11 protein-coding genes are annotated in these 24,172 nt (G+C 38.1%); 2 read left to right on the top strand and 9 right to left on the bottom strand.

Annotated elements, in window-relative coordinates:
• Window position 1: 1 nt before the first annotated feature.
• Complete coding sequence (locus GSQ74_RS18460; RefSeq protein WP_158995691.1) at window positions 2-7,039, bottom strand: type I polyketide synthase; 7,038 nt, start codon at window positions 7,037-7,039, stop codon at window positions 2-4.
• Between the two features lie 389 nt (window positions 7,040-7,428).
• Here GSQ74_RS18460 and GSQ74_RS18455 point away from each other — a divergent pair, with 389 nt between their 5' ends.
• Window positions 7,429-7,773 carry a hypothetical protein gene (locus tag GSQ74_RS18455; RefSeq protein ID WP_158995690.1) on the top strand — a complete coding sequence of 115 codons (345 nt, stop codon included), beginning with the start codon at window positions 7,429-7,431 and terminating at the stop codon, window positions 7,771-7,773.
• 610 nt (window positions 7,774-8,383) lie between these two features.
• On the opposite strand, the gene GSQ74_RS18450 is transcribed toward GSQ74_RS18455, so the two are convergent.
• The 8 genes from GSQ74_RS18450 to GSQ74_RS18415 all read right to left on the bottom strand — a co-directional run bounded on the left by GSQ74_RS18450 (window position 8,384) and on the right by GSQ74_RS18415 (window position 19,483).
• The gene (locus GSQ74_RS18450; protein WP_158995689.1) at window positions 8,384-9,169 is read right to left on the bottom strand and encodes a hypothetical protein; all 786 of its coding nucleotides are present in this window, start codon (window positions 9,167-9,169) and stop codon (window positions 8,384-8,386) included.
• A 134-nt stretch (window positions 9,170-9,303) separates the two neighbouring features.
• Window positions 9,304-10,098 (bottom strand): 3'(2'),5'-bisphosphate nucleotidase CysQ, encoded by a 795-nt coding sequence (gene cysQ, locus GSQ74_RS18445; protein WP_158995688.1) that lies wholly within the window; start codon window positions 10,096-10,098, stop codon window positions 9,304-9,306.
• Between the two features lie 47 nt (window positions 10,099-10,145).
• Entirely contained in the window at window positions 10,146-11,159 is a 1,014-nt protein-coding gene (locus tag GSQ74_RS18440) for a sulfotransferase (protein WP_158995687.1), read from the bottom strand.
• A complete protein-coding gene (chrA, locus tag GSQ74_RS18435) occupies window positions 11,156-12,400 on the bottom strand; it encodes a chromate efflux transporter (RefSeq protein ID WP_158995686.1) in 1,245 nt (414 codons plus the stop codon). The genes GSQ74_RS18440 and chrA overlap by 4 nt, the downstream gene beginning before the upstream one ends.
• Entirely contained in the window at window positions 12,381-13,814 is a 1,434-nt protein-coding gene (locus tag GSQ74_RS18430) for an aryl-sulfate sulfotransferase (RefSeq protein ID WP_158995685.1), read from the bottom strand. The genes chrA and GSQ74_RS18430 overlap by 20 nt, the downstream gene beginning before the upstream one ends.
• A gap of 120 nt (window positions 13,815-13,934) precedes the next feature.
• Entirely contained in the window at window positions 13,935-15,503 is a 1,569-nt protein-coding gene (locus GSQ74_RS18425) for a RagB/SusD family nutrient uptake outer membrane protein (RefSeq protein WP_158995684.1), read from the bottom strand.
• Between the two features lie 19 nt (window positions 15,504-15,522).
• The gene (locus GSQ74_RS18420) at window positions 15,523-18,603 is read right to left on the bottom strand and encodes a TonB-dependent receptor (protein ID WP_158995683.1); all 3,081 of its coding nucleotides are present in this window, start codon (window positions 18,601-18,603) and stop codon (window positions 15,523-15,525) included.
• Between the two features lie 88 nt (window positions 18,604-18,691).
• Window positions 18,692-19,483, bottom strand: coding sequence for a glycoside hydrolase family 16 protein (locus tag GSQ74_RS18415; protein ID WP_158995682.1), 792 nt, complete (start codon window positions 19,481-19,483; stop codon window positions 18,692-18,694).
• A gap of 237 nt (window positions 19,484-19,720) precedes the next feature.
• On the opposite strand from GSQ74_RS18415, the gene GSQ74_RS18410 reads away from it, so the two are divergent.
• On the top strand, window positions 19,721-23,980 hold the full coding sequence (locus GSQ74_RS18410; RefSeq protein ID WP_158995681.1) for a hybrid sensor histidine kinase/response regulator transcription factor: 4,260 nt from the start codon (window positions 19,721-19,723) through the stop codon (window positions 23,978-23,980).
• The last annotated feature ends 192 nt before the right edge of the window (window positions 23,981-24,172 follow it).

Genomic DNA, 24,172 nt, shown 5'->3' with positions numbered 1-24,172 from the left:
ACTACCAGTTATTGCCTGCCATAATTAATACCTGGTTCTCTTTTCCATATTTAAGCTCATTCATGAACGTTTCCATGCCGACCTCTAATGGGATTAATGCAATACCTCTTTTTTCGTATTCTTTTTCCAGAGATAAAGAAACCATTCCGGCACCCTTCCATGGGCCCCAGTTAATGGACATTACTTTTCCTTTGATTTTATTTTTCAAAGCCCAGGCATATTTATCCATTACGCTGTTTGCAGCTGCATAGTCTGTTTGCCCGCGGTTACCATATACCGAAGCTATACTTGAAAAGAGGATCACAAATTGTGTTTCAGGCCGCAATTGCTCTGCAAGCACGCGTAGCGGGGTAACCTTAGTATCAAAAACCCTTTTAAATGATTCCAGACTTTTACTATGGAATAATTTATCCTCTAGTACCCCGGCTCCATGCACTACGCCATCTATGCGGCCGTAGTCTTTATATACACTGCTAATAAATTTACCCAATTCATCTTCATCCCGTAGATCAAGTGAAGTATAAGAAACTGTTGAACCATCCATTTCCAAAGCCCTAATACTTTGCAGTACCTGATTGCTTTTAAAAATTCTTACGGTTTCCTTTTCAATTTCTGCCGGTGTTTTAATATCTCCTTGTTTTATTAAATAGGTCCTGATCTCATCTTTTGTTTCCAGGAAGGACAGATGTCCAAGATCATTTTCCCGAGGATGCGGCGAACGGCCAACAAGAATATACTTACATGGATAATCTTTGGCAAAGTGTATCATTAGTTTTGAGGTGATACCCTGTGCACCGCCAAATACTAGCACAACGGCTTCCTTATCTAATTTAAGATGAGATTCTTCGCCCCCTGCTATTAGTTGCGATGGGATTAATGCACGGGTTTGCCTGCTACCATCGGTATAAATAATCTCTGAAGGATGATCGGGATTTAACACTTCTTTTAAAGTAATATCAGCGATGTCATTAACAGGCAACTTTGCAGGTAAAATAATTATTCTGAATTTGGTATTTTCATACTCTTTATCAAGGCTTTTAATTAAACCTGAATATCCCTGAATGTTCCGCAACAAGCTGATATCGGTCTCATCATGCATGTGTCCACTGGTATCGGATATAAAATACACCAGTTTTATCGCCTCAAAATCAAGCTGCTTAATCATCGATATATAATCCATGATATTTGCTTTAGCTGGTGAATTAAACATATTTAGTATAATCAAACCCTGGTATCCCTGCAGGTTATCATTTACAGCTACAATATCAACCATTGCTCCATGCCCCTCAAATAATGTTTTTATGGCTTTGGCCTGCAAGCCGCCGTCATTAGTAATTGCAAGTCGTAAACCATTAAGTTCATTAACAGCCGAATTAGTTATTTTAGAGGGAGTAAGCTCAAAACGAAGCCTGGATAAATTCCCAATTAAATTAGGGTTTACTGTGTTTTCATGAGTAATTCTATTTGCCTCTGTAATGGGTTCTGCGTTTGCACTACTTATTTCCGAAATCCAGTTTGTTAATTCATTAAGCGTTTTAATAGCTGCCAGTTTTTCCATTAAATCGTCACCACCACTATTGCCTTTATTGAATCCTATTTTTGCATTTAAATCGCCAATAATCTCCATCCGTTTAATAGAGTCAATGCTTAAATCGGCTTCCAGATCAAGATCAAAGCCTAACATGTCCTGCGGATAACCAGTTTTTTCGCTAACGATAAGCAGCACAAATGATTTAATATCTTCCAATGAATATTTTAACACATTGCCCTGTGAGTTATTTTCGGGTATTTCGGTAATATTTGCAGGTTCGGCCGGGATTGCATTCTCATTTATCCAGTTTGCTAAACCGTTTAAAGTTTTAATGCCAGCCAATTGCTCCATAAAGGCATCTTCATTTTTACCGGCATTGTTAAAGCCTCCAAGTTGATTACGCAGAGCACCAATAATTTCCATCCGCTTAATAGAGTCAATGCTCAAATCGGCTTCCAGGTCCATTTCCATCCCAATCATGTCTTTAGGATAACCTGTTTTATCGCTTATAATATCCGTCAGCACCAGCTTAATATCAATTTGCACTACCTGTGTTTTGTTAATAACAATTGGTTGTTGTTCAATTTTAACCGGCTCTTGTTGATAAACAACCTGGCCAGGGTGAGCCGGTGGCGGTGTATACGATAGTGGCGAATATGGTTGGAATGCAAGAGCGCTTGCGGTTACGTTACTGCCCAAAAACGTGAGCATTACATCCCGCTGTGCCTGTATAAGCATCTTCATACTATGAAGATATTCCTGCATCATGGTTTCTGTACTATTGTTTGAAACCGATAGCGGGGCTGTTTTTGCCTCTTTTTCTTTCATTTTAATTGGGGTTATGATAGGTAATGCGCCATAAGCAGGCAGCTTTCCAACTGATGGAATAGCATGTTGACCATTAACCAGCCAAACAGTTGGACTTTTTTTATATTTAGCGGGTTCATCCAGATCTAAGAACCTTGCACCACGTCCTTCAAAAAGCTTTTCAAGATTAATATTACGGCCCGTGGCCATATATTTAGCTATAGTGCATAATAGATGTGATATTTTGTTATGGCCGTTATCCTCTGCAAACAATAAAACTTCATCTTTGCCAAGGCAGGCTTTTGTTAGGGCGGTTAACACTTTACCAGGGCCAACCTCAATAAAAATCCGGGCACCATCCTCGTACATTTTTCTTACCTGCTCAACAAACTTTACAGGTTCTATTAAATGATCAGTAAGCCTTTCTTTAATTTCTTTGGCATTTACCGGGTAATGGGTTGTGGTTGTATTTGACCAAACTGGTAAGGTTAAATCATTAAACTCAACCTCATTTAATACTTTTTTATAATTTTCTTTCGATTTGACAACTAACGGACTATGAAAAGCACATGCTACTTCTAATTGCCTGCAGGAAATTTTATTAGCTTTAAGTGTTTCGCTAAATTTTTTAATTGCATTGGTTTTACCGGCAAGTACCAGTTGAGTTGGTGAATTATGGTTTACAAAATAAATATCATCCAGTCCGGCAATTAGTTTAAGCAATTCTTCTTCCTTGCAATTCACTGCAATCATTGCTCCGGTATCTTCTCCTTCTACTGCATCTAAAATTGCCTTGGCTCTTTGCTCACTTAAAAACACCAGCTCATCTTCGTTAAATGCCCCCGCAAAGCATAATGCAGGCAGCTCTCCGTAGCTGTGACCTGCAACCATATCTGGTTCAATACCCAAGTCCTTCAATAAATTTGCAATCGCTAAATCAACAATACCCAAAATAGGTTGAGCCATGCGGGTATCTTTTATATTTTCCTTCTGCGTTTTTAGCGATACTTCATCAAATACGGTATTAGGAAAAAGTACCTGTTGATAATCCTCCCTGTTTTTTAATAGTTTACGCATAGCCGGGAACATGACAAAAAGATCTCTTGCCATGTTTATGCGCTGACTCCCCTGTCCCGGAAACATAAAAGCAACCTTACCTTCTACTTTTTTGGTAAAATAGGTATCCTTGCTTTCAACCCCGGCCAAAACAAGGTCAATTTTCATAACCAAATCTTCGGGTCTGTCGGCTACAATTACCAACTGTACCGTTTTATTATTGCCGGTAGCTAAACTATATGCTATATCTTTTAAATCAATGCTATCATTATCATCGAGTAGTGATTTTACGTTGATTAACATAACTTTAGCTTCTTCAAAAGAAGCACCCTTAAATACGAAGAGCTCTGATGGCCATGATTTCAATACCGGATATTGATCAGAAAGCTGATGATCACTTTCAATTACCGCGTGGAAATTTGTCCCGCCAAAGCCAAAGGCGCTTATCCCTGCATAGCGTTTTTCATCCGTCCACAAACCTGCTTCGGTATGAAAAGCAAAGGGACTTTTCACACTATCATAATAACTGTTAGGTGTTTTTAAATTAATTGTTGGCGGTTTTACGCCATAGTAAGCTGCTAATGTTGCCTTAATCATTCCGGCTAAACCCGCAGCGCATTTGGTATGCCCAATCTGCGTTTTTACAGATCCAAGATGTGTTTGTGCTGCGATAGCGCCAGATTGGTTTAGCATGTCTGTTAAAGCACTCAATTCGGTTTTGTCGCCAACTACAGTACCTGTTCCATGTGCTTCAACCAACCCAAGTACCGAAGCTGAAATACCAGCCTGCTCATAAGCACGTTCCAATGCTTTTATCTGGCCAGATTTACGCGGCGCGGTTAATCCCAGGCTTTTACCATCACTTGACCCACCTATACCTTTTATTACCGAATAAATAGTATCGCCATCCCTTAGTGCATCGGCATGTCTTTTCAATACCATTATAGCTACACCTTCACCCAATGCTATACCATCAGCCGCAGCATCGAAAGTGGCACATCTCCCTTTACGGGAGAGCGCATGGGTACTTGAAAACATCAGGTAATCGTTGATGCCATTATGCAGATCGGCACCACCTGCCAGTACCATATCTGATTTTTCTAAAAATAATTCTTGGCAGGCCAAATCAATAGCCGCTATTGATGAAGCACATGCGGCATCTACCGTATAATTACGGCCACCAAGATTTAAGCGGTTAGCAATTCGACCAGAAATGACATTTGCCAATATTCCCGGGAAAGAATCTTCAGTCATTTTGGGGAGTGCGGCGTCCAGTTCTTCAGGCATCTCGCCAAATACTTGTTTATAATAACACCTGAAACTATAATTATTGGCAAGGTCATTACCGCCTTCGGCGCCAATAATTACTGAAACATTTTCGGCATTAAAGCCACCATCCTTATAACCTGCATTTTCCATAGCCTGCCTGGCAACCATGAGGCTTAATAATTGGGTAGGCTCAATAGCGGCTAATGATTGCGGAGGGATGCCATATTCTAAAGGATCAAAATCAATTGTAGGGATAAAGCCACCCCATTTTGAATGTGACATATCACCCGCTTTTGATTCGGGGTCATAATATAATTCTTTGTTCCATCGTTCGTCAGGTACTTCTGTAACTGAATCTTGCCCTAACACGATATTGCGCCAATATTCATCAATGTTTTTAGCTCCTGGAAAGATACAGGCCATACCAATGATAGCCACATCCAATGATTTTTGATGCGCTTCGGGCAAGGGGGGCAACACTGCATCTTTTATATAATTGTAATTTTCTATTGCTACCTCTTTGTGCAGATCAGCCATAGAAATAACTTTATTACACATAGCAGCGGCCTGCCCTATCATGTACATCCCTAAATGCAGCTGGTCCTGCTCATTAACTATTACCAGTTCGTCGCCTTTCCGTTCTATTCCTTTTGCAGCCATCCTCAGTCGGCCTACATTCAGTTTTTCCAGTTCAGCCCATATTTCTTTTTTTTCAATTCCCTGCTTCTGAAGACTCTTTTTTTCTTCATTGAAAAATGTCACAAAAGGAGAATTCAAACACCTGGTTTCATGCCCGGGCGCTGTCTCAAGCAACACTGTATCGCCAGATAATATAGCCTGCTCCTGAAATTTACTTAAAATGGCACCCGAGTTTACTGCCTCCTTTGTATATAAATAAGATGTACCCATCAGCACGCCGATTTTTACGCCCTTTACAGCTAAAGGGGCTGTCATAACTGCAATAAATGCAGAAGAAAGTGCATCATGTATCCCTCCTGCAAAAAAAACGCTGATTTGTTCCGGATCTTTTTCCTGAAGTAACCGTTCAATTTGTCTTTCCCAAAGCACCATACTTGATAATGGGCCTACGTGGCCACCACATTCGCGGCCTTCAAAAACAAACCGCTTGGCCCCTTCTTTTAAAAACATATCAAGTAACGATACCGAAGGCACGTGCAAAAAAGTTTTTATACCTATTTTTTCAAGTTGGTTGGCTTGTGAAGGCCTGCCGCCTGCAATTAAAACTACAGGAGGCATCTCTTCCTTTATATAGTTTAACTGCTCATCACGCAGTTCCTGCGGCGCAAAACCAAGTATCCCAACTCCCCATGTTTTATTTCCGGCCAACCTTTTAGTTTCCTTTATCAGTTCTTTCGCGCGTTCGCCTTTTAACAAGGATAAGGCTATAAATGGCAGAGCACCGGCCTCGCCAACAGCATTGGCAAAAGGGGCAACATCACTAACTCTGGTCATTGGTCCCTGGGCAATGGGATAGGTAATATTTAAATCTTTTGCCAAAGCATTATTGGCACTGATTATATTTAATGATTTAGCCTGCCTTAAATGACCATGTATAGCTTCATGTATTCCGAATATGAGCTTATCTAATTTTTTATAGCGGTTTACAAGGTCAATTGATATTGCAATATCCTGACCCAATGGCAGGTAGCTCTTATCCAGGTCAAAATCATTAAAATACTTTTTAAGGACTTTTTCAGAAACATTTTCATCAAGCACCGGAGAATTAGGGCGTACTAATACACGGCAGTTAGCAATCACTTTGGTTTCATTGCCGCTTAGTTTTTCACACACCTGTTTTATAGCTTTAGGAGCCGTACACTCCGGAAACAGCGCCAACTGGCTATCTAATACAACGCCTTTAGCTCCGGAACTAATTACTGCAGCTGCAGTGTGTACACCTATACCACCCTGAACATATACATCAATATTCTTAACTTCTTTAATAATGCGTTGAAATAGGATATAAGAAGATTCGTATGCAACTTTACCGGCACCTTCATTACCTTTTACAATTATTCCATCAGCACCAAGGGCCGCAGCTTTTTTGGCTTCGCCCAAACTATGTACCTGGTAAAATACCTTTATTCCTTTATTAAATTTCACATTGATACCAAAAGGAATAATTACCAATTTCACCTTTTCCGGAAGCTCAATATTTATAAAATCGGCTGAAGCAAAGCAAACACCAAAGTCATCAGGGCAATTCTTAGTTAGCTTTTCGAGCTCAAAGATTGCTTTGATTTTGGATCTTCCCAGATGGAGTACCGGAAAAGCCTTTGCATTTGACAAGGCCATAGCGAGCATTGCGCAAGGAGCCTCAAAAGGAGTAATTCCAATTATTGCAGTTGTTTTCATATGTGGTAGATTATAGGGTATTAAAAATTATGCTTTAACATTCACAATAATTCCTTTATAAAAAGGCAAAAGATGTGGTTTTTAATTTTTTCCACACTTTATAAAATAAATGTTAACTTTTAAGCATAGTTATTTTAAATTAAAATTAACAAAAGCCTACTTATAGTGCATTTATCGTAAATATAAAGCAAATTCTTTTAAAAAATGAAAATACTTAACAAAAAGAACAAAAAAAATAAACTAAAAGTTACAATAAGAATACTGAATAAGAATTAACAACTTGCTTTTAGGTATTTGTCTCGAATCCGGCAAACTCTCCGCTTATTCTAGTAAGAGCCTTTGTGACGTAAACGGTAACTGCTTATGAACCGCTTGCTCTTATCTAAAAGATGGCAGATAGTCTAACGGGGCTAGCATCAGTAGCATTTGTGATAAAACGCAGCCCAAATACCATAATTACAGCAGGTTGGCTTGGCTTTGTTGACAGAGCTTCAATTTCTCCGATTTTACCCACATTCACTTTACAAGAGAGCTTCGAAAATTCACCCTGGAGGCTTAATATTGTTCTGCCACAAAGGTTGATGATAAAACGATCATTGTTTAAAAATGCACAGCTTTCATTAGGCAGTAAACTAATCAACAATGCATTTTATGTAAACCCCAATCAGCCAATCCTGCCGGATACTTATGAATATAATCAATTGGGTATAGTATACGATCCGGGCAATTTTTGAACAGCTGCTTGGTAAAAGGCTGATCCTTTCGTTCAGAGCTGGGATTGAAAATACCTTTTATGGCAAATTAGCCTCAAGAAACACACCCATTTCAAATTATGTATACAAAAACTCACAAGGCGCAACTGGCTATTTTAATGTAGGTATTTCATTTGACCCATTTAAAATTAATAAGCCGCATAAGTTAAATTAAATTAATCGATGAACACAACAAAGGACAGCCCTCGCCTATAGTTGTTCACTTAACGGATTAACATCACAGGTTTTATTGGGTCCACCAATGCCAATTTAGACTCAAAGAACCATAAGTGCGCCTCTTCAGAAATTAGCTACCTCTTTTAGCTGTTTTATAAAATAGTTCGTAAAGTGTATTATTGGGGCACTTAACGGACGGCTAAAATTAGCCGTCTCGTTTTTCCATACCTACAATCTACTAATTTACAATAAGTTAAACCCAATTTTAGGGCAACGAAACTTAGTTCGAACTTTTTTATGGCTTTTAGGCTGAATTGAGAATATCTACCTTCAAATCATTTAAGCTACGATTTTACCGTTCGAGTCTAATAGATCATAGTCTAATCATCTATTAGATATGCAGATCTGAATATTACTATAGAGCGGTGAAAGTAAAGCTGTGGATAATTATTTCTACCTGGCTATTGTTCGTTGGAGTAGTACCTTGAAACAACCATAAATTCATGTGAACGGGCATTGCCAACGTGCTAATGGAATTCGGCGGATTACTACATGTTGCGGAGGTAATTTGATTGGTGTCACCACTTGGGAAACCGCCGAGCTCCTGAAAATAAACTGATGTCGCGCTATTGCGTTTGAAACGTTGGGTAGTATAGGTTCCTGTTAATGATGTGTTATAGGTTGTATGCCAATCACTAGGGCTGGTTACGGTTTGAGCGGGATAAATAGTAAAATTGGTATTATTAGCTGTGCTGCTCCCGAATTTCGAATACTCAATATCCATTTCATCTCTGCCATCTACACCTGAGTAATTAAACATGCCGAAAACTACATTTTTATCCAGCGTATCGATGCGACCTTCAACATCCCACTGATAGGTACCATAGCCAAAACTTTGTGTACTGATTACTTCGGCACAATACCATGCTCCGTTAACTTTTGTTAATTTTAAATGCAGGTAACCATTGGTATCTACAAAGGCGTTCGAACTGGTCCAATTATTAGGTCCAGGGCCCGCGGTTCCCGTCCCAGAATCTTTTATTGTCCAGGTATAGCCGCTAAAAGTGAGCGTTGTAGTTCCCGAAAATGGCTTTGTGGTTGTATCATTATTAAGTACAAGCTTAGTTGAATTGCTATCCTTTTTACAGGCTAACAATGATAGCAATAGTGCAGGCAAGAATACGTAAATGATTTTTTTCATGATTTGATGATAATTATTGGTTAAACACTTACCCAAAGCTATCATTGCAATCATTTTTACATGTTCCAGTAGTCCGCATTACGTGTAATGGAGTTCATTAACAAATTAAATTATGAATAGATGAGCGTTGTTACTTAATTGTCCCGCTTTATACTGCACAAAAAGCTACCATTTAAAAGAGAGGGTTTGTTGTACTTAAAAACTTCTCCATCAGGCTGGCCCATAAATGCACCACTATAAACGGCTATAGCATGCCCCGCCGCAATATCCCACTCCATAGTTGGGCCGTGCCTGTAATAAACATGAGCATTCCCTTCGGCAATCATGCAAAATTTCAATGAGCTTCCAACAGCAATGGTTCTTGAGATATCGAATTTAGCCAACAAATCAACCTCCTCAGTTGACGAATGTGTCCTGCTGCCTACTGCAATCCATTCTTTTACATTTGAGGCAACTATTAGCGGTTGTATTTCGGTGTTATTTGTTATTTTCCAGCTGCCGATATATTCTGCCCCATAGTATAATACGCCAGTAACCGGCACATATATTACCCCTAAAACAGGTGCATCTTTATATATCAAAGCTATATTTACCGTAAACTCGCCGTTACGTTTTAAAAATTCTTTAGTGCCATCAAGCGGGTCAACGCACCAATAATATTCCCAACCTTTACGCTCATCATAAGCTATATCCTTTCCTTCCTCTGATAATAATGGTATGTTGGGCGTAAGCTCGGCAAGCCTTTCGCTTATAATTTTATGCGAAGCGGAATCGGCAGCAGTAAGCGGCGATTCATCCTCCTTGAAGGATACTTGTATATTTTCAGATGCTCCGTTATAAATTTTCAATATGCCGGCCCCTGCACGTTTTGCAATATCTAATACTTTATCAATATCAATTTTATCCCCACTTCTTAATTCAAATATCATGTGCTTATTAATATATTATGTCTTATTAAACTTAAACAACGTTTAATTTATGCTAAAACGCGTTCCTTAATTTCCTTTAATAGTTGTTCCTGAGGTTTTCTTTTTTCAATATCATGTTCCTTGGCATTAAGCTGACATTCTTTTTTAAGATCGGTATTTTCACTTCTATAACGCTCAATATTATCAGCAGAGATCAACCCTTTATCCGGCGCAGGTGAATGAAGCGTGTAACCCAATTTAGTTAATGTATCGCCTGCTATTAACTCAAAAATATCTAAATCATTTTTTTCGAAGCTTTTTAAATAGTTGCCTGTATTGTTAGTCATAATCGGCTTTTCCAGGTTCTTCCACATTTCTCCGGAGGCGGCCGTTATTTTGGATGTTTGCGAGGTGTAATATTGCAACATATTTTCACTAAACGTAATGTTTAAAAAATTGCAAAGCTCTTGTATTGTCTTTTCCGGATTTTGAATTAAGCTCTCGTAATTTAATGAGAAGAACCGATCTGCGGGTATAGTGCCTCTTAATTTAAGACATTCTTCCTGGTCCTGTTTCCATTGCTTGGCTAAAAAATAAATATGCTTTTCACCCACAATAGCTTTTTTAAATGAAGCTGCTACATCCCGGCCGTCACGATATAAGTAAATATATTTTTTGATTGATCCATGAGTTTCAAGCTCAGAGGAAAAATAAACGTTATTCATGCTTTTACAACACCACATTGTTGCATTTTTCCATTCGGCAGCTGTTTCATAAATAAGCTTATTCAATTCAAACAGTGAATTATTTGTTGATCTTGAAATGATCTCATCTTTATTAAATACAACACCATCCCAGGGTACAGGGTTTGCATTTACGTAGTCAACCACATCACTAACCAGGCGGTTATAATTCTCCCGATCGCTTAAGGGCTCATACAGATTTAACAATGGCCTGAAATTAACTAATACATGCGCGGGGTGTGGTGAAACAATATCGGGTGACTGATCCAAAATAACCCTTAATAAATTTGATCCCGACCGTTGGGTCCCGATCATCTGTATACCGTGAATAGCTTTCATATTGAAATTGGGAAAAAAGTTAAACAAACGCCTACAACCAGCGAGGCCAGAATTAAATAAACAGGACTTACTTTATATTTTAAGCTGATAAAAAAAGTTAAAGCGCATATAATTATTATGCTGATATTAAATGGAACTGCGTGTAAAAGTTTGCCTGTCGATGCGACAATTAATCCTACCACAACAGGCTTGATGCCAGCCATTGAATTACGTAACCAGGTGCGCTCTTTATGAACAGCAAATATTTTTGATACCATAACCATTAAAATTGCCGAGGGGGCAAATGTGGCAACAAGTGCAGCTATAGCACCGGCAAAGCCAGTTAGCTTATAGCCAATAAATACCGAACTCACTAAAATTGGCCCAGGGGTAAGCTGGCTAAACGCTATACAGTCCAGAAACTCCTGGCTGGTTATCCATTTTAAGTTGCCAACTAACATCGACTGCATAATGGGTATCATCACATACCCACCACCAAACAGTGATAAGCTGATTCCTGAGAATACCAGGCTGATTTTCAAATAAATATTTTGAAAAAATTGATTAAGGTTAAAAATGTAACTTAGTTCAATCACCCCTAGTAGCAATGTCGCAATTTTCATTTTCCAGTTAAATAATAACTTTGATCCGACTTTAGACTCATTGCCCGTAACCCTTAAAGGGCCATGAAGCTTTAAATAATATCCGGCTAAGCCACCTAGCGCTATTAGCCCAAGCGTTGCCAAATAACTATTTAAGAATATGATGAGTATGAAAGAAACAATGCTTAATACATTTTTAATCAAACTTCCTTGTACATCTTTTTTATAGATCTGAACGCCTGTGGTTAATATAATGCCGCTTACCGTGCCGGTAGTATAAAACAATACCTGATTCCAATGCGATTTATACCCGTAATTAAAGTAGCACCAGGATAAAATAAGCATGGTTACCGTTGCCGGCAATAATACAGCTATTACTGCTATAAAAGCCCCCATTTTATTTTTCGTATGATAGCCTACATAGGCTACTATACTTACAGCAAGCGGGCCCGGAAGCAAGCTGGCTATACTAATACCATCCGTAATAACATCAGGTTCAATTACCTGGTCTTTTTCAACCAGTTCACGCTGTATCATGGCTACTAATGCCATATAACCGCCGAAGGACACCAGCCCTATTTTTAAAAATTTAAGGAATAGATACCTCAGCGTTACGGGCTGCTTAATAGTTATCGGGTAATTAGAACTTAGTATTTGCATTAATAAAAGGTTTGTTTTTTAAAAATCCTTTAGCTTCTTCAATTCTATATGGATCACCGGCTAAATTCACTTTCCACAATATTTTACCCCGCATATCAGTGATCAAAAAAACTTTCGGATCCGTCATACAGAACAAGATCTTATTATGATAGAATGTGGTTTCGTTTCCCTTTGTCGATGAAAAATATTCTTTCGCTAGTGGCACACTAAATTTTTCGGTTGCTTTCTTTTTCGCGGTATCAATAGTAAAAGAGAGGGCCCTGCTTTGTTTACGCTTGCTTCCATTATCAAGCATAGTTATCAAACCTTGCCCATCTATTTGTACTGAATGTTGCCCACTAAACATATAAGCGGTATCAATTTTAAAATCACCCTTTTCGCCCAGCTTCCATAAAACTCTCCCGCTTGGATATTCAACCTTCCATACCTGGCTTAAATCCCTAAAGGAGATCAAGAAATTACCGTCTTTGTCTTTAAAAAGCGAATTGGAGTGTACCCAATCTTTTTTTGATTTTAAAATCTTCGGATCAGTTAAAGGATTTAAATGATCAAGTATCGACCATTCCCATATCTTCTTATTGGCCTTATTAAATACTACAATGCCGTCGCCATGTACTGTATCTTTTTTTGCCCCGCCAACGGTAGACAGATCAAACAATTTAGCAGTAAATGTTAAAGCATAAATGTCATCTTCTTTATCAAACCTCACTTCATGATGTACCATTTTATCCATATCGCCCTGCCCCACTTTCAAGTGCCGCAACACCTTACCGTTCAAATCCATTTCGTATATTTCATCTCCGCCCGATGAGGGAATTTTTTCTGATCCTACGATACAAAGTATGGTCCCCTTTTCTGTCCAGTGAGATACTTTTACTCCCTTTTTAAATGGCTGGTACCAAACAATGTTTCCTTTGCTATTGATGATAACTAATGAGCCCGGCTCGGTTAAAATCTGGCTAAGAAAATATTTATTGTGTACTTCAGATTCAAATTTGGCATCTACCGATTCCAGGTCAAAATAGGGGGTTGCATGATAAATAAGTTGTGTTTGAAAATCGTGGGGTTTGCTCAAGTAGTTACTATACTTATTATATGCAATTGCCTGAAAACGGTAGTTCGACTCTGCCTCTGTATTCGTAATACTGATTGTATCAACACTGTTTGGGCCGCTTACATTAGTATATAAGGTATCTGTGGATCCGAGTTTCCAATACTTGAGGCAGGTTTTGGCATCTACATTACAGGTAACAACAACCTGAAATCTTAATCGATTCCCCGGCAGATTCATCAATTGAATATTTTTTATCCTGACCTGCGAAAAATAGCCTGTAATTGTATCACAGCCTGAGGTTACCCCCCCCGTCAGAATTATTAAAAGAATAATGGTAAGTCCTGATCTATATTTTTTCATCCGTAATTAATTCCCATTTTTTTTAAAACTAACATACCGGAAGATCCCCTTCCGGTATATATAGGTAAACACTACTAAACTAATGCACCAAAAAATGAAGCATAGTACCTTGATTATTTATTATTGATATCTTCCCTTATTAATGTCCGGACTTAAGGACGTATTACTTTGTATTTCTACTTGCGGATAAGGATAATGCAAATAATTAACACTGGAAGAATACGTATTTTGGTTACGGAGCAGAGGCACAACATTTGCCTTAAATTCAGATAATGGATCGGCTCCATTGGTTTCACTATTACCCCAACGGAATAGATCTTCTAACCTGCGGCCTTCCATAAAAAACTCCTTATTTCGTTCTGCAAAAATCTCTACCCTAAGTGAGGCTTTGGTATAATTTGCAAGTGTGATATTTGGCAGATTTGCGCGGGTACGTATCTGGTTGATCAGATCAATTGATTCCTGGGTTGGGCCATTTAACTCGTTCAATGCTTCGGCACGGTATAGGATTACATCAGCGTATCTGATTATACTTACATTATTAAATCCTGCATAGTTATAATTATTGGTTGCCGGATATTTTAGATTATACACATAAGTTGATAGTACCGTATCAGGGCCTGAACCACCCACACCACCATATTGCGTCGGCACACTCATAATTTGGCCATATATAGTTTTGTAGATACCTGTCAGCAAATTTCTACGGGCGTCATTTTTGTCAAATATTGAATAGAATTGCAGGTTAATTGGGAAATTTCCGTAACCACGATTTAAATCCCATGGTGTGGAGTTGATACCAAAGCTGTTCGAGTTTATGCCATAAGCTCCTGGTTGACTTGATGATTTTAACACAAAAATAAATTCGTTATCTGACCTATTGGTAGTATCGAACAAGGCAACGATTCCTCCTTCGGACATGGGCTTGATCCGATAAGCTCCGGATGTAATCACCTGCTCTGCCTCATCAGCAGCTTTCTGCCATTGCCCCTGCCTCATGTAAAGGCGGGTTAACAATGATTTTGCAGCACCACTTGTAGCACGTGCCACCTGGGACACAGGGTAGCTTACCGGCAAATTCGCGGCTGCAAATTGCAAATCAGTAACCATTGCAGCCTCTACATCAGCTTGTTTGGCAAGCTTAGGATTTAGATCAGCTGCTGTAAATTGTGAAGAAGGTTTCAATATTAAAGGAACATCGCCCCAAAGTTCAGTTGCATCATAATAAGCCAAAGCCCTTAGAAATCTAACTTCACCCAAATTTTGATTTTTTATCGCATTGCTTGAACCGTTAGTCGTATAATTAATATTGTTAATCAAAGCCTCAGATTCATTTGCCCTGGACACCATTTTAAAAATACTTATCCATACATCATTAATAACCGAATTTGTAGGATTGTAAGTTAACTGATCCAGTTCTATCCCCTGGCGCGAGGTTATGGTTGTGGTCACCACATCTGCAGGGTATTCATACAACCAATATAAATATCCTGCATAGTAACCATATCCCCCGTTGTCTTTTAATGCCGCATATGTACCAATAACTGCATCATAACCATCAGATGGTAAGGTTAATTTACTGGCATCAAATACCGAGTAAGTTTCATCGTTCAGCCCCTTTTTGCAGGCGAAAATGGTTAACACAATAATGGCTGTTAGTAGTGTTAACCTGTAGTATATCTTTTTCATTTGATTTTATATTTAAAATTTAGAAAGTAAGCTTAGCACCTAATAAATACATCCTTGTTACAGGGTATGCGTTAAAGTCTATACCCCTACCTCCGTTTTGATTTTGCTGGGTGGCATCAACCAAGTTTCCTACTTCAGGATCAAGGCCTGTATATTTTGTAAACGTGAATAAATTCTGTGCATTAGCAAAGATATTTAACCCTGCAAGCCCGATGTGTTTAACCATTGATACCGGAAAGCTATACGATAGGTTAACATTTTTTATACGGATGTAATCAGAGCTTTCAACATATTTAGAATTAACCCAGCCTCCATATGGATTACCATAAAATCCTGTTGATGGTAACGTACCTGATGTATTAGTTGGCGACCAAACCTGCGAAGGAACAGTAGCAAGTGTATTTCCCTGAGATAATGGATATTCAAGATCTTCTTTTTGAAGATTTAAAAGTTTACCACCTGTTTGGGCCTGGGTAAGTATATCTAATTGAAAATGTTTATAAGTAAATGTATTAGTGAAACCGTAAAACATATCAGGCACTCCTGTACCTAATATTACCCTGTCATTAGCGTCAATTATGCCATCATGATTTACATCTACAAATTTAGGTTCACCCGGAGTAGAATTCTTCTGTGTTGTTTTTAATACTGGGTCATTTTCCTGAACTATGCCAGCATATTCATAACCGTAAATGGCATCAATAGGTTGACCTACACGCAGAATAAAAGGACTCTCAAAATCAGCGGCACCATCGGGCTTCATGCTGCCCACGTAAATATCTGAATTATTGGAACCAAGTGATAATACCTTGTTTTTATTGTAAGAGAAGGTAAGTGTACTGTTCCATTTAAATTTACCGTCAATATTTACGGTTTGCAAAGTAAATTCAAACCCCTTATTTTCAACGCTACCATCATTGCCAAACTGCGACTGGAAACCGGTGGATGGCGCTATACTACGATCCAATAAAAGATTGGTTGTTTGTTTATTATAGTAATCAGCTTCTAATATCAAACGGTCCTTGAAAAATCCAACATCCAGTCCAATATCCAGAGATGCAGTTTGTTCCCATTTAAGATTTGGATTTGCCAGGTTATTTATCGCAATGCCACTTACCTGATCAACCCCATCTAAAGTATATTTGGTGGTATTATCAGACGCGAAGTTAACAGCAGTAAGCCCTGAGTTGATCCTATCATTACCTGTAATACCATAACTAACACGCAACTTACCTGTCGACAATAAGTTCAGGTTTTCAACAGCATCTTCATGGTCAAACCGCCAGGCAAAAGCTCCCGATGGGAAATAGCCCAACTTATTATTAGCGCCGAATACCGATGAACCATCTATCCGGTAGGTTCCTGTAAAAATGTATCTGCTTTTGTAATCATAATCAATACGGCTGAACCAACTCTTTCGCTTGATCTCACTTTTGCCAGAAGCAGCAGTGAATTGTTGTGCCGTACCCAGGTTATTATACCCTAGTTCATTACTACTAAAATTGGTTGCGGTAAGATCATCCTCATTATAGATATAAGTTTGTTGATTATATCCCGCAAGTAATTTAAAGTTATGTTCTTTCCATTTGTAACTATAGGTAGCAGTTGGATTAAAGATCAATTCCGTTTCATCAATATTGGTGACTGTTGCCAAACCATTTGAGGCAATCCCTGCGGGTACAGTTGAAGGTGCAAAGTATAATATCTTTGATGAATTAATATCGGTTCCTTGATCTGATTGTATGACTAAGTTCTTGACTGGCTCATATTTAAATGAAAAATAAGCATTCGTTCTGTAGTTAGTATTTCCCCTGTCTGTGGCCGCTATAAAATGGAGCGGGTTCTGAGCATCCAGCTGGATGTTATCATCTCCGAAGTTTGATGCAGGGTTGGCTCTAAGTACTTGTTTTAAAAATCCGTTAATGGATGAGGGCGCCAATGGAAGGTCATTTTGATCGCCATAATAGCCAAATACCCTTGCCGACATGGTGAATTTGTCACCAACCTTTTGATCCACGTTAACCCTTGCTCCTACACGCTGGTATCTCGAATCAATTACAATACCTTCCTGATTCAAGTAGTCTAAACTGGCATATACCGAAGTAAATGCTGAGCCGCCGGTAAAGCTTAGTGTATTGTCCGATGTCTTAGCCAAGCGGAATAACTGGCTTTGCCAATCCGTGCCGGACAGAAGGCCTGTCTTTAACGAATCTAACCGCCCCGGCGAATAAGGTGCAGTACTACCTTCAGCAACGAACAGCGTATTAAGCCTTGTTGCATTTTGATACGGCCCGGCCAAATCATAGCGGTTGATTACTTTTTGATAACCAACAGAGCTATTTGCTGTAATAAAACCCTTTTTGTTTTTGCCGCTTTTTGTAGTAACCAATATAACACCATTGGCTCCCCTTGCCCCATATATTGCCGTAGATGCCGCATCCTTTAATATGGAGATAGAGGCAATATCGTCCGGACTAATGGTAAATCCTATACCATCATTAGTCGGAAAACCGTCAATAACATATAATGGTTCGCTATCTGCGTTTATTGAATTCGTTCCGCGGATCCTAATGGTTAATGGAGCTCCGGGTGTTCCATTATTCTGAGTAACCTGAACACCTGCCGCTTTGCCAGTTAACATGTTGGCCACAGATAACGAAGATTTATTAAGGTCCTCCGCATTTAACGTTACCGCGGATCCTGCAAAAGTACTTTTATTTTTGCTGCCATATCCCACTACCACTACTTCGTCCAATGCCTTTGCATCTTTTTGCATAACAATGGTGTTTTTTTTAGCATCAGTAGCTTTAACCTGTTGGTTCAGATACCCGATATAATGAAATATAAGAATGGCATTACTGTGTGTAGTGATTTGAAACTGCCCATTAATACCGGTAACAGTTCCATTAGTTGTGCCCATTTCGACTACAGAAACTCCGGGAAGTATTTCAGAATCAGTTGTGGTAACAGTTCCTGAAATTTGTATTGATTGTGCTTTTGCCGAATTAAAAGTCATTGATAAAAAGAGAATTGCCATAGCAATACACCTTAACGGTAATGATAGGTAATCTCTAATAGTTTGAGTAAATTTTCTTTTCATATAGTTTGGTTTGAGTATAGTTTAATTGATTTAGTTGAAAGGCGGTTAACCGCCTTTCATTAGGGTTTCTTTATTATTCATTGTCCTATTAGTTTACATCATTAGGTTCGTGAAATGGCGTTATTTTCACCCAATCCACATACATATAATCACTTATAAAATCCGCTTTTTTGATCCAGTTAGGGAACCATATTCCGATATTAAAATTACTGGCATGAGTGGGAATATGCTCATAGGAAGTATACATCAATTTATTATCGTAATAATATTCAATACGTGGTTTTTCACCATTGCCACCGGTATGCCAGTCAAACCGATAAAGGTGAAATTGGCCATCTATCTGGTTTCCGAAGTACATATCCTTGGTATAATACTGATCTTCATGCACGCCTGTCCAATTGGTTAGCAGGCCATAATGCAGATCAGAACTATCAGGACCGTATGGCGGTTTATTATGGCCGGGAAATTCAAAATCAATTTCATGGTTGTAATCATCGCTTTCATTGTAAAAAGTCCAAAAGGCAGATAACGCACCCGGGCGCGGGCAAAGTTTTGCTTTAACTTCAAAGCTTCCTGATGCAAACCGATGTATAGTGGTAATGGCGCCGCCTACTTTAGTATTTTGACCGTGCCCCTTAATTGGGCCTCCATAATAATCGCCTAATGCGCGAATTTTTAAGTGCCCGTTTTTAACTATAACATTTTCGGGTACCACGCCACCTTGGGTACCCTTGGCCGGGTTCTCTCCCCATTTGGTATCATTGATATGCCAAATAGTGGTATCTATTGATGATTTAAAATCATCATAAAATACCTGTGCGCGGGTGGTAGATGATAAAAGAAGAAGCGTAAATAAAAGAAGTGTAAAATTCCTGAACATAATAATGTGTTAATGATTTGATAAAATTAGATAATAGGATATACGACTCCGTTCCAATAATCCTATTTACATGTAATCCCGTCCATAAATGATAATTTAAGAAAACATTTGTTTAAATTCATACATCAAACATTTGTAATCCACATGTTTTAGAGGCTTTATTATAGCGCTTGTATTGAATTTGCAGATAATTATTAAATATTTAGATTGATTATGCGGGCTTGTAGATACTTACTATTGCTTTTCCTATTTTCCGTTAATCCCAAAAGCTATTCACAAAGCCATAGTCCAAAGTTTGAGCAGATAAGCATTGATGATGGTTTATCCCAAAGTACCGTAAGATGCATTTTCCAGGACAGGAAGGGGTTTATGTGGTTTGGCACCAAAGATGGGTTGAACAGATATGATGGTTACAAATTTACTATTTATAGGAAAAACCCTTTAAATGAAAACAGCCTTGCCTCAAACGACATAAAGAGCATTGTGGACGACAAAGAAGGCAACTTATGGATAGCGACCTGGGATGGAGGATTAAATTGCTACGACCCAAAAGCCGACAAGTTTACACGCTATCTTAAAAAAAATGGAACAAATAGCATAGCCAGTAATTTTTTAGAGAGCCTTTGCCGCGATGATAACGACAACATATGGATAGGAACTGCTGACAATGGCCTTGACTATTTCAACACCAAGACCAAACAGTTTACTAACTATAATTTCGGAAAATCCGATTTTGGAAGTATAAGTAGCAATAGCATTTCGGCAATTTTTGAGGATAGTAAGAAGACTATTTGGGTAGGCACAACCGATGGCCTTAATATGTACGACAAAAAAACAAACACTTTCAAAAGGTTTGTTAATAACCCAAAAGATCCGCGGAGTATATCTGACAACCATATTAAATTTATTTATGAAGATAAAAACCACCATTTATGGGTAGGCACTTATGGCGGCGGGCTTAACGAATTAGATTTAAGCACAGGTGATTTCAGAAATTATAAAAAGGCCAACAGTAAACTAAGCAGCGACGCCCTTATAGGTATAGCGGCAGATTACCAGGGAAATTTGTGGATCGGCACTGAAAACGGTGGGTTGAATATTTTTGATCCTATTAAGCGATCGTTTACTGTATTTAATAATATTTACAACGATGCCACAAGTATAAGCAGTAACACCATTAACGCTATAGTTAAGGATACTAAAGGCAATATGTGGTTAGGAACTTTAAATGGCGGTATCAACCTACTACAAAGAGATAATGAAAATTTTGCACATTACAAGCATGAGCAAGGAACAAATAGCCTGGTTAACAATATAGTTAATTGTATTTACGAAGACTCGAAACTTAATCTTTGGATAGGGACTGATGGCGGTGGTGTAGATTTATTTGACAGAAAAACAAAGCACTTTCAAAATTTGAGACACGAGAAAGGAAATACTAATAGTTTATCCGGGGATTATATTTTATCGGTTTGTGAAGATAAGGATGGTAATATATGGATAGGCAGCTGGGGAGAAGGTATAAGTGTTTATAATCCAATTTCAAAAACGCTTCGGTTTTTTAAAAATGACATTGCCAACCCGGGTAGTTTAAACAGCAACTATGCTTTTTATATTTTCAAAGATAGCCAGAGCAGAATGTGGGTTGGCACATATGGCGGTGGTGTCGATCTGTATGATGCCGCGACTAACAAATTTATACATCATATTCATAACGATAAGATTGCGGAAAGTATTAGCAGCAATAATATTTTAACAATAAATGAAGATGATAATCATAATATTTTAATTGGGACTGATGGTGCCGGCTTATCAGTTTTAAATCCTAATACAGGCAAATGCACATTCTATAAAGATTTGGAATCAAAAAATGGGTTGAGCAACAATAGTATCAGTTCTATTTATCAGGATAAGAAAAACAACATATGGCTATCAACTAACGATGGCCTTGATGAGGTGGATGAAATAACAGGTAAAGTAACCTGTTATTTCATGGAAAACGGCCTGCCAAGTAATTTAGTCGCCAGTGTACTGGGCGATAATAAAAACAACATTTGGGTTGCTACTGATAATGGACTATCCAAATTTAACTTAAATAATAAATCCATTAAAAATTATAACCGTTCGGATGGCTTACAGGCAAATGAGTTTAAATATTCCAGGTGCCTAAGTAAAACCGGACAGATGTATTTTGGCGGCATAAATGGGTTTAATGAATTCCGCCCAGACTCCATAGCTGATCTGAGTTTTGATCCGCCAATTATTTTTACGGATTTTGAAATATTCAATAAACACGTTGACATTAGCCAGGATACCAAGAAAGGCTACCCTTTAAATGTAAGCTTACCCTATAACCCTGAAATTGAACTATCCTATAAGCAATCTGTAATCACCTTTGAGTTTGCCTCACTTAACTATGTAAATAAAGAGAAAAAGCAGTATGCCTATATATTACAGGGTTTTGATAACCAATGGCATTACCTGGGTACAAAAAACAATGTCACCTATACAAATCTGGATCCAGGGAGTTACACGCTAAAAGTAAAAGGCCTTAATAATACTGGCACTTTCTCAACCAAAGTTTCCCAAATCCAGATTACTGTCAATCCTCCTTTTTGGAAAACCTGGTGGTTTGAGGGATTGATGATTATTTTAATAGTGGCGATTGTTATCGGCATATTTTACATCAGGGTAAGATCTATCAAAATACAAAATAAAATACTGGAAGCTAAAGTTACCCGGCGCACCCAGGAGCTAAAAGAAGCTAATTTGATTTTAACAGAAAATAACAACCAAATAAGAATACAAAACGAAAAACTGGAAATCTATAATAAAGAAATAGTTGATAAATCAAATAAAATCCTCGATCAGCAGGAACATATTATCATTCAGAATACCAAGCTGGAACATACCGTTAGCGAACTAGAAAAAAGTAACCAAACAAAAAACAGATTCCTATCTATTCTTGCTCATGATCTTCGTAACCCGATAACAGCCATAGCAGGTATCGCTAAAAATTTGAAAATGCAAATGCCGCAGGTTACTAAACAGGAAATTGGAAAATATATTTCAATTATAAGCGACAGTTCTAAATCCGTTCTTGATTTATTGTTAAACCTTTTGGAATGGGCCAAAACGCAAAATGAAACCTTAACCAGTAATCCTGAGTCTGTAAATCTTCATGAACTTGTTATTTCAAACCAAGTTTTAATGGAGCAATTGTTACGAAATAAGAATATCTATCTAACAATTAATGTTCCTCAATATCACATCTTATTTGCTGATAAGAAGATGATTGATACCGTATTGAGGAACCTTTTGAGCAATAGCATTAAGTTCACACCACCGTTTGGGCAAATCAGTATAGAATCAAAAGAAATCAACAACAAAATTATAATCACTTTTTACGATACTGGCCTGGGAATGACGGACGAACAGGTAAGCAATCTATTTAACATTGAAACAGCTGCATCTTCGCCTGGTTCAAACGGAGAGCCGGGCTCAGGTTTGGGTATGGTCATTATTAAAGAATTTGTTGAGGCCAACCATGGAAGTGTAACTGTTGCCAGCAAGGTAAACGAGGGTTCCATTTTCACTATTCAGTTGCCAAAAGGTGACAGTCCCAGCTCCCTAGGAGAGTTTGATAATACAGGCGTTGCTAATACAATTGCTTATGAAGATTCTACCGGTGAGAAGGTTAATGATCAGAAAAGACTTAAGCTACAAGGAAAGCGTCTATTGTTTATCGATGACAATGCTGATATAAGAGCCTATCTAAAACTTATTCTTTCATCAACATTTGAAATAATGGAAGCAGAAAATGGGCGTGAAGGTATAAAAGCCGCGATAGATTTTCAACCCGACATTATTATCACAGATATGCTTATGCCGGTAATGAACGGACTGGAATTCTGCAAAACGATTAAGTTAAATCCTTTAACAAGTCATATACCAGTTATTTTGCTTACCAGTCAGACCGATAGTGACAGTCAATTGCAAGGTTACGAAGCAGGCGTAGATGCTTATTTAGTCAAGCCACTTAATCAACAAATTTTGCATCAGGTGATTTACAACCTTATAATAAGCACGATAAATAGCAGGTCAAAGTTTATTAGCTCTGAGCATATATATCCTGACAATCTAACTTACAATGCAAGAGATAAAGATTTCCTTGACAAGATAATTGCTTATATAGAACAAAACATCGCACAGCCGAATTTGGATCACAAAAAAATATCCGAGGTCGCGGCTATGAGCCGTACTATTTTATATGCTAAAATAAAATCACTTACTGGCCAGGGCGTTCATGAATTCATACAGTCAATCAGAGTAAAAAAGGGGTTACAATTATTGATGGAAGGCCGTTTAAATATCAATCAGGTTTCTTACGAAATTGGATTTAATACACCATCCTATTTTTCAAAATGCTTTTTAAAACAATTTGGAGCATCTCCAAAAGATTATCTCTCTCGATTGCAAAAATTATCAAACGAATAATGATTTTCAATTTTAATAAAAAACATCATTCGTGGTGTTTCTGATGAAGATAAATCAATTTATAATGTCCGTAAGAACAGATATCCAAAGTAGTGTCCCATCAGAGTTTTTTTTACATAAACTCATATAAATCACCGGATAGCGGGCGCAAATAATTTACCTCGGTAGTCAATCAAATCTACGCAAGAACTA

This window comes from Mucilaginibacter sp. L196, assembly GCF_009765905.1.
Taxonomy (GTDB): Bacteria; Bacteroidota; Bacteroidia; order Sphingobacteriales; family Sphingobacteriaceae; genus Mucilaginibacter.
The sequence above is the reverse complement of the archived record's forward strand: the minus strand, read 5'-3'. Positions and strand labels throughout refer to the sequence as shown.

Coding starts and splice junctions, on each gene's coding strand:
- GSQ74_RS18460 (WP_158995691.1), bottom strand. CDS start 7,039: ATGAAAACAACTGCAATAATTGGAATTACTCCTTTTGAGGCTCCTTGC.
- GSQ74_RS18455 (WP_158995690.1), top strand. CDS start 7,429: ATGGCAGATAGTCTAACGGGGCTAGCATCAGTAGCATTTGTGATAAAA.
- GSQ74_RS18450 (WP_158995689.1), bottom strand. CDS start 9,169: ATGAAAAAAATCATTTACGTATTCTTGCCTGCACTATTGCTATCATTG.
- cysQ (WP_158995688.1), bottom strand. CDS start 10,098: ATGATATTTGAATTAAGAAGTGGGGATAAAATTGATATTGATAAAGTA.
- GSQ74_RS18440 (WP_158995687.1), bottom strand. CDS start 11,159: ATGAAAGCTATTCACGGTATACAGATGATCGGGACCCAACGGTCGGGA.
- chrA (WP_158995686.1), bottom strand. CDS start 12,400: ATGCAAATACTAAGTTCTAATTACCCGATAACTATTAAGCAGCCCGTA.
- GSQ74_RS18430 (WP_158995685.1), bottom strand. CDS start 13,814: ATGAAAAAATATAGATCAGGACTTACCATTATTCTTTTAATAATTCTG.
- GSQ74_RS18425 (WP_158995684.1), bottom strand. CDS start 15,503: ATGAAAAAGATATACTACAGGTTAACACTACTAACAGCCATTATTGTG.
- GSQ74_RS18420 (WP_158995683.1), bottom strand. CDS start 18,603: ATGAAAAGAAAATTTACTCAAACTATTAGAGATTACCTATCATTACCG.
- GSQ74_RS18415 (WP_158995682.1), bottom strand. CDS start 19,483: ATGTTCAGGAATTTTACACTTCTTTTATTTACGCTTCTTCTTTTATCA.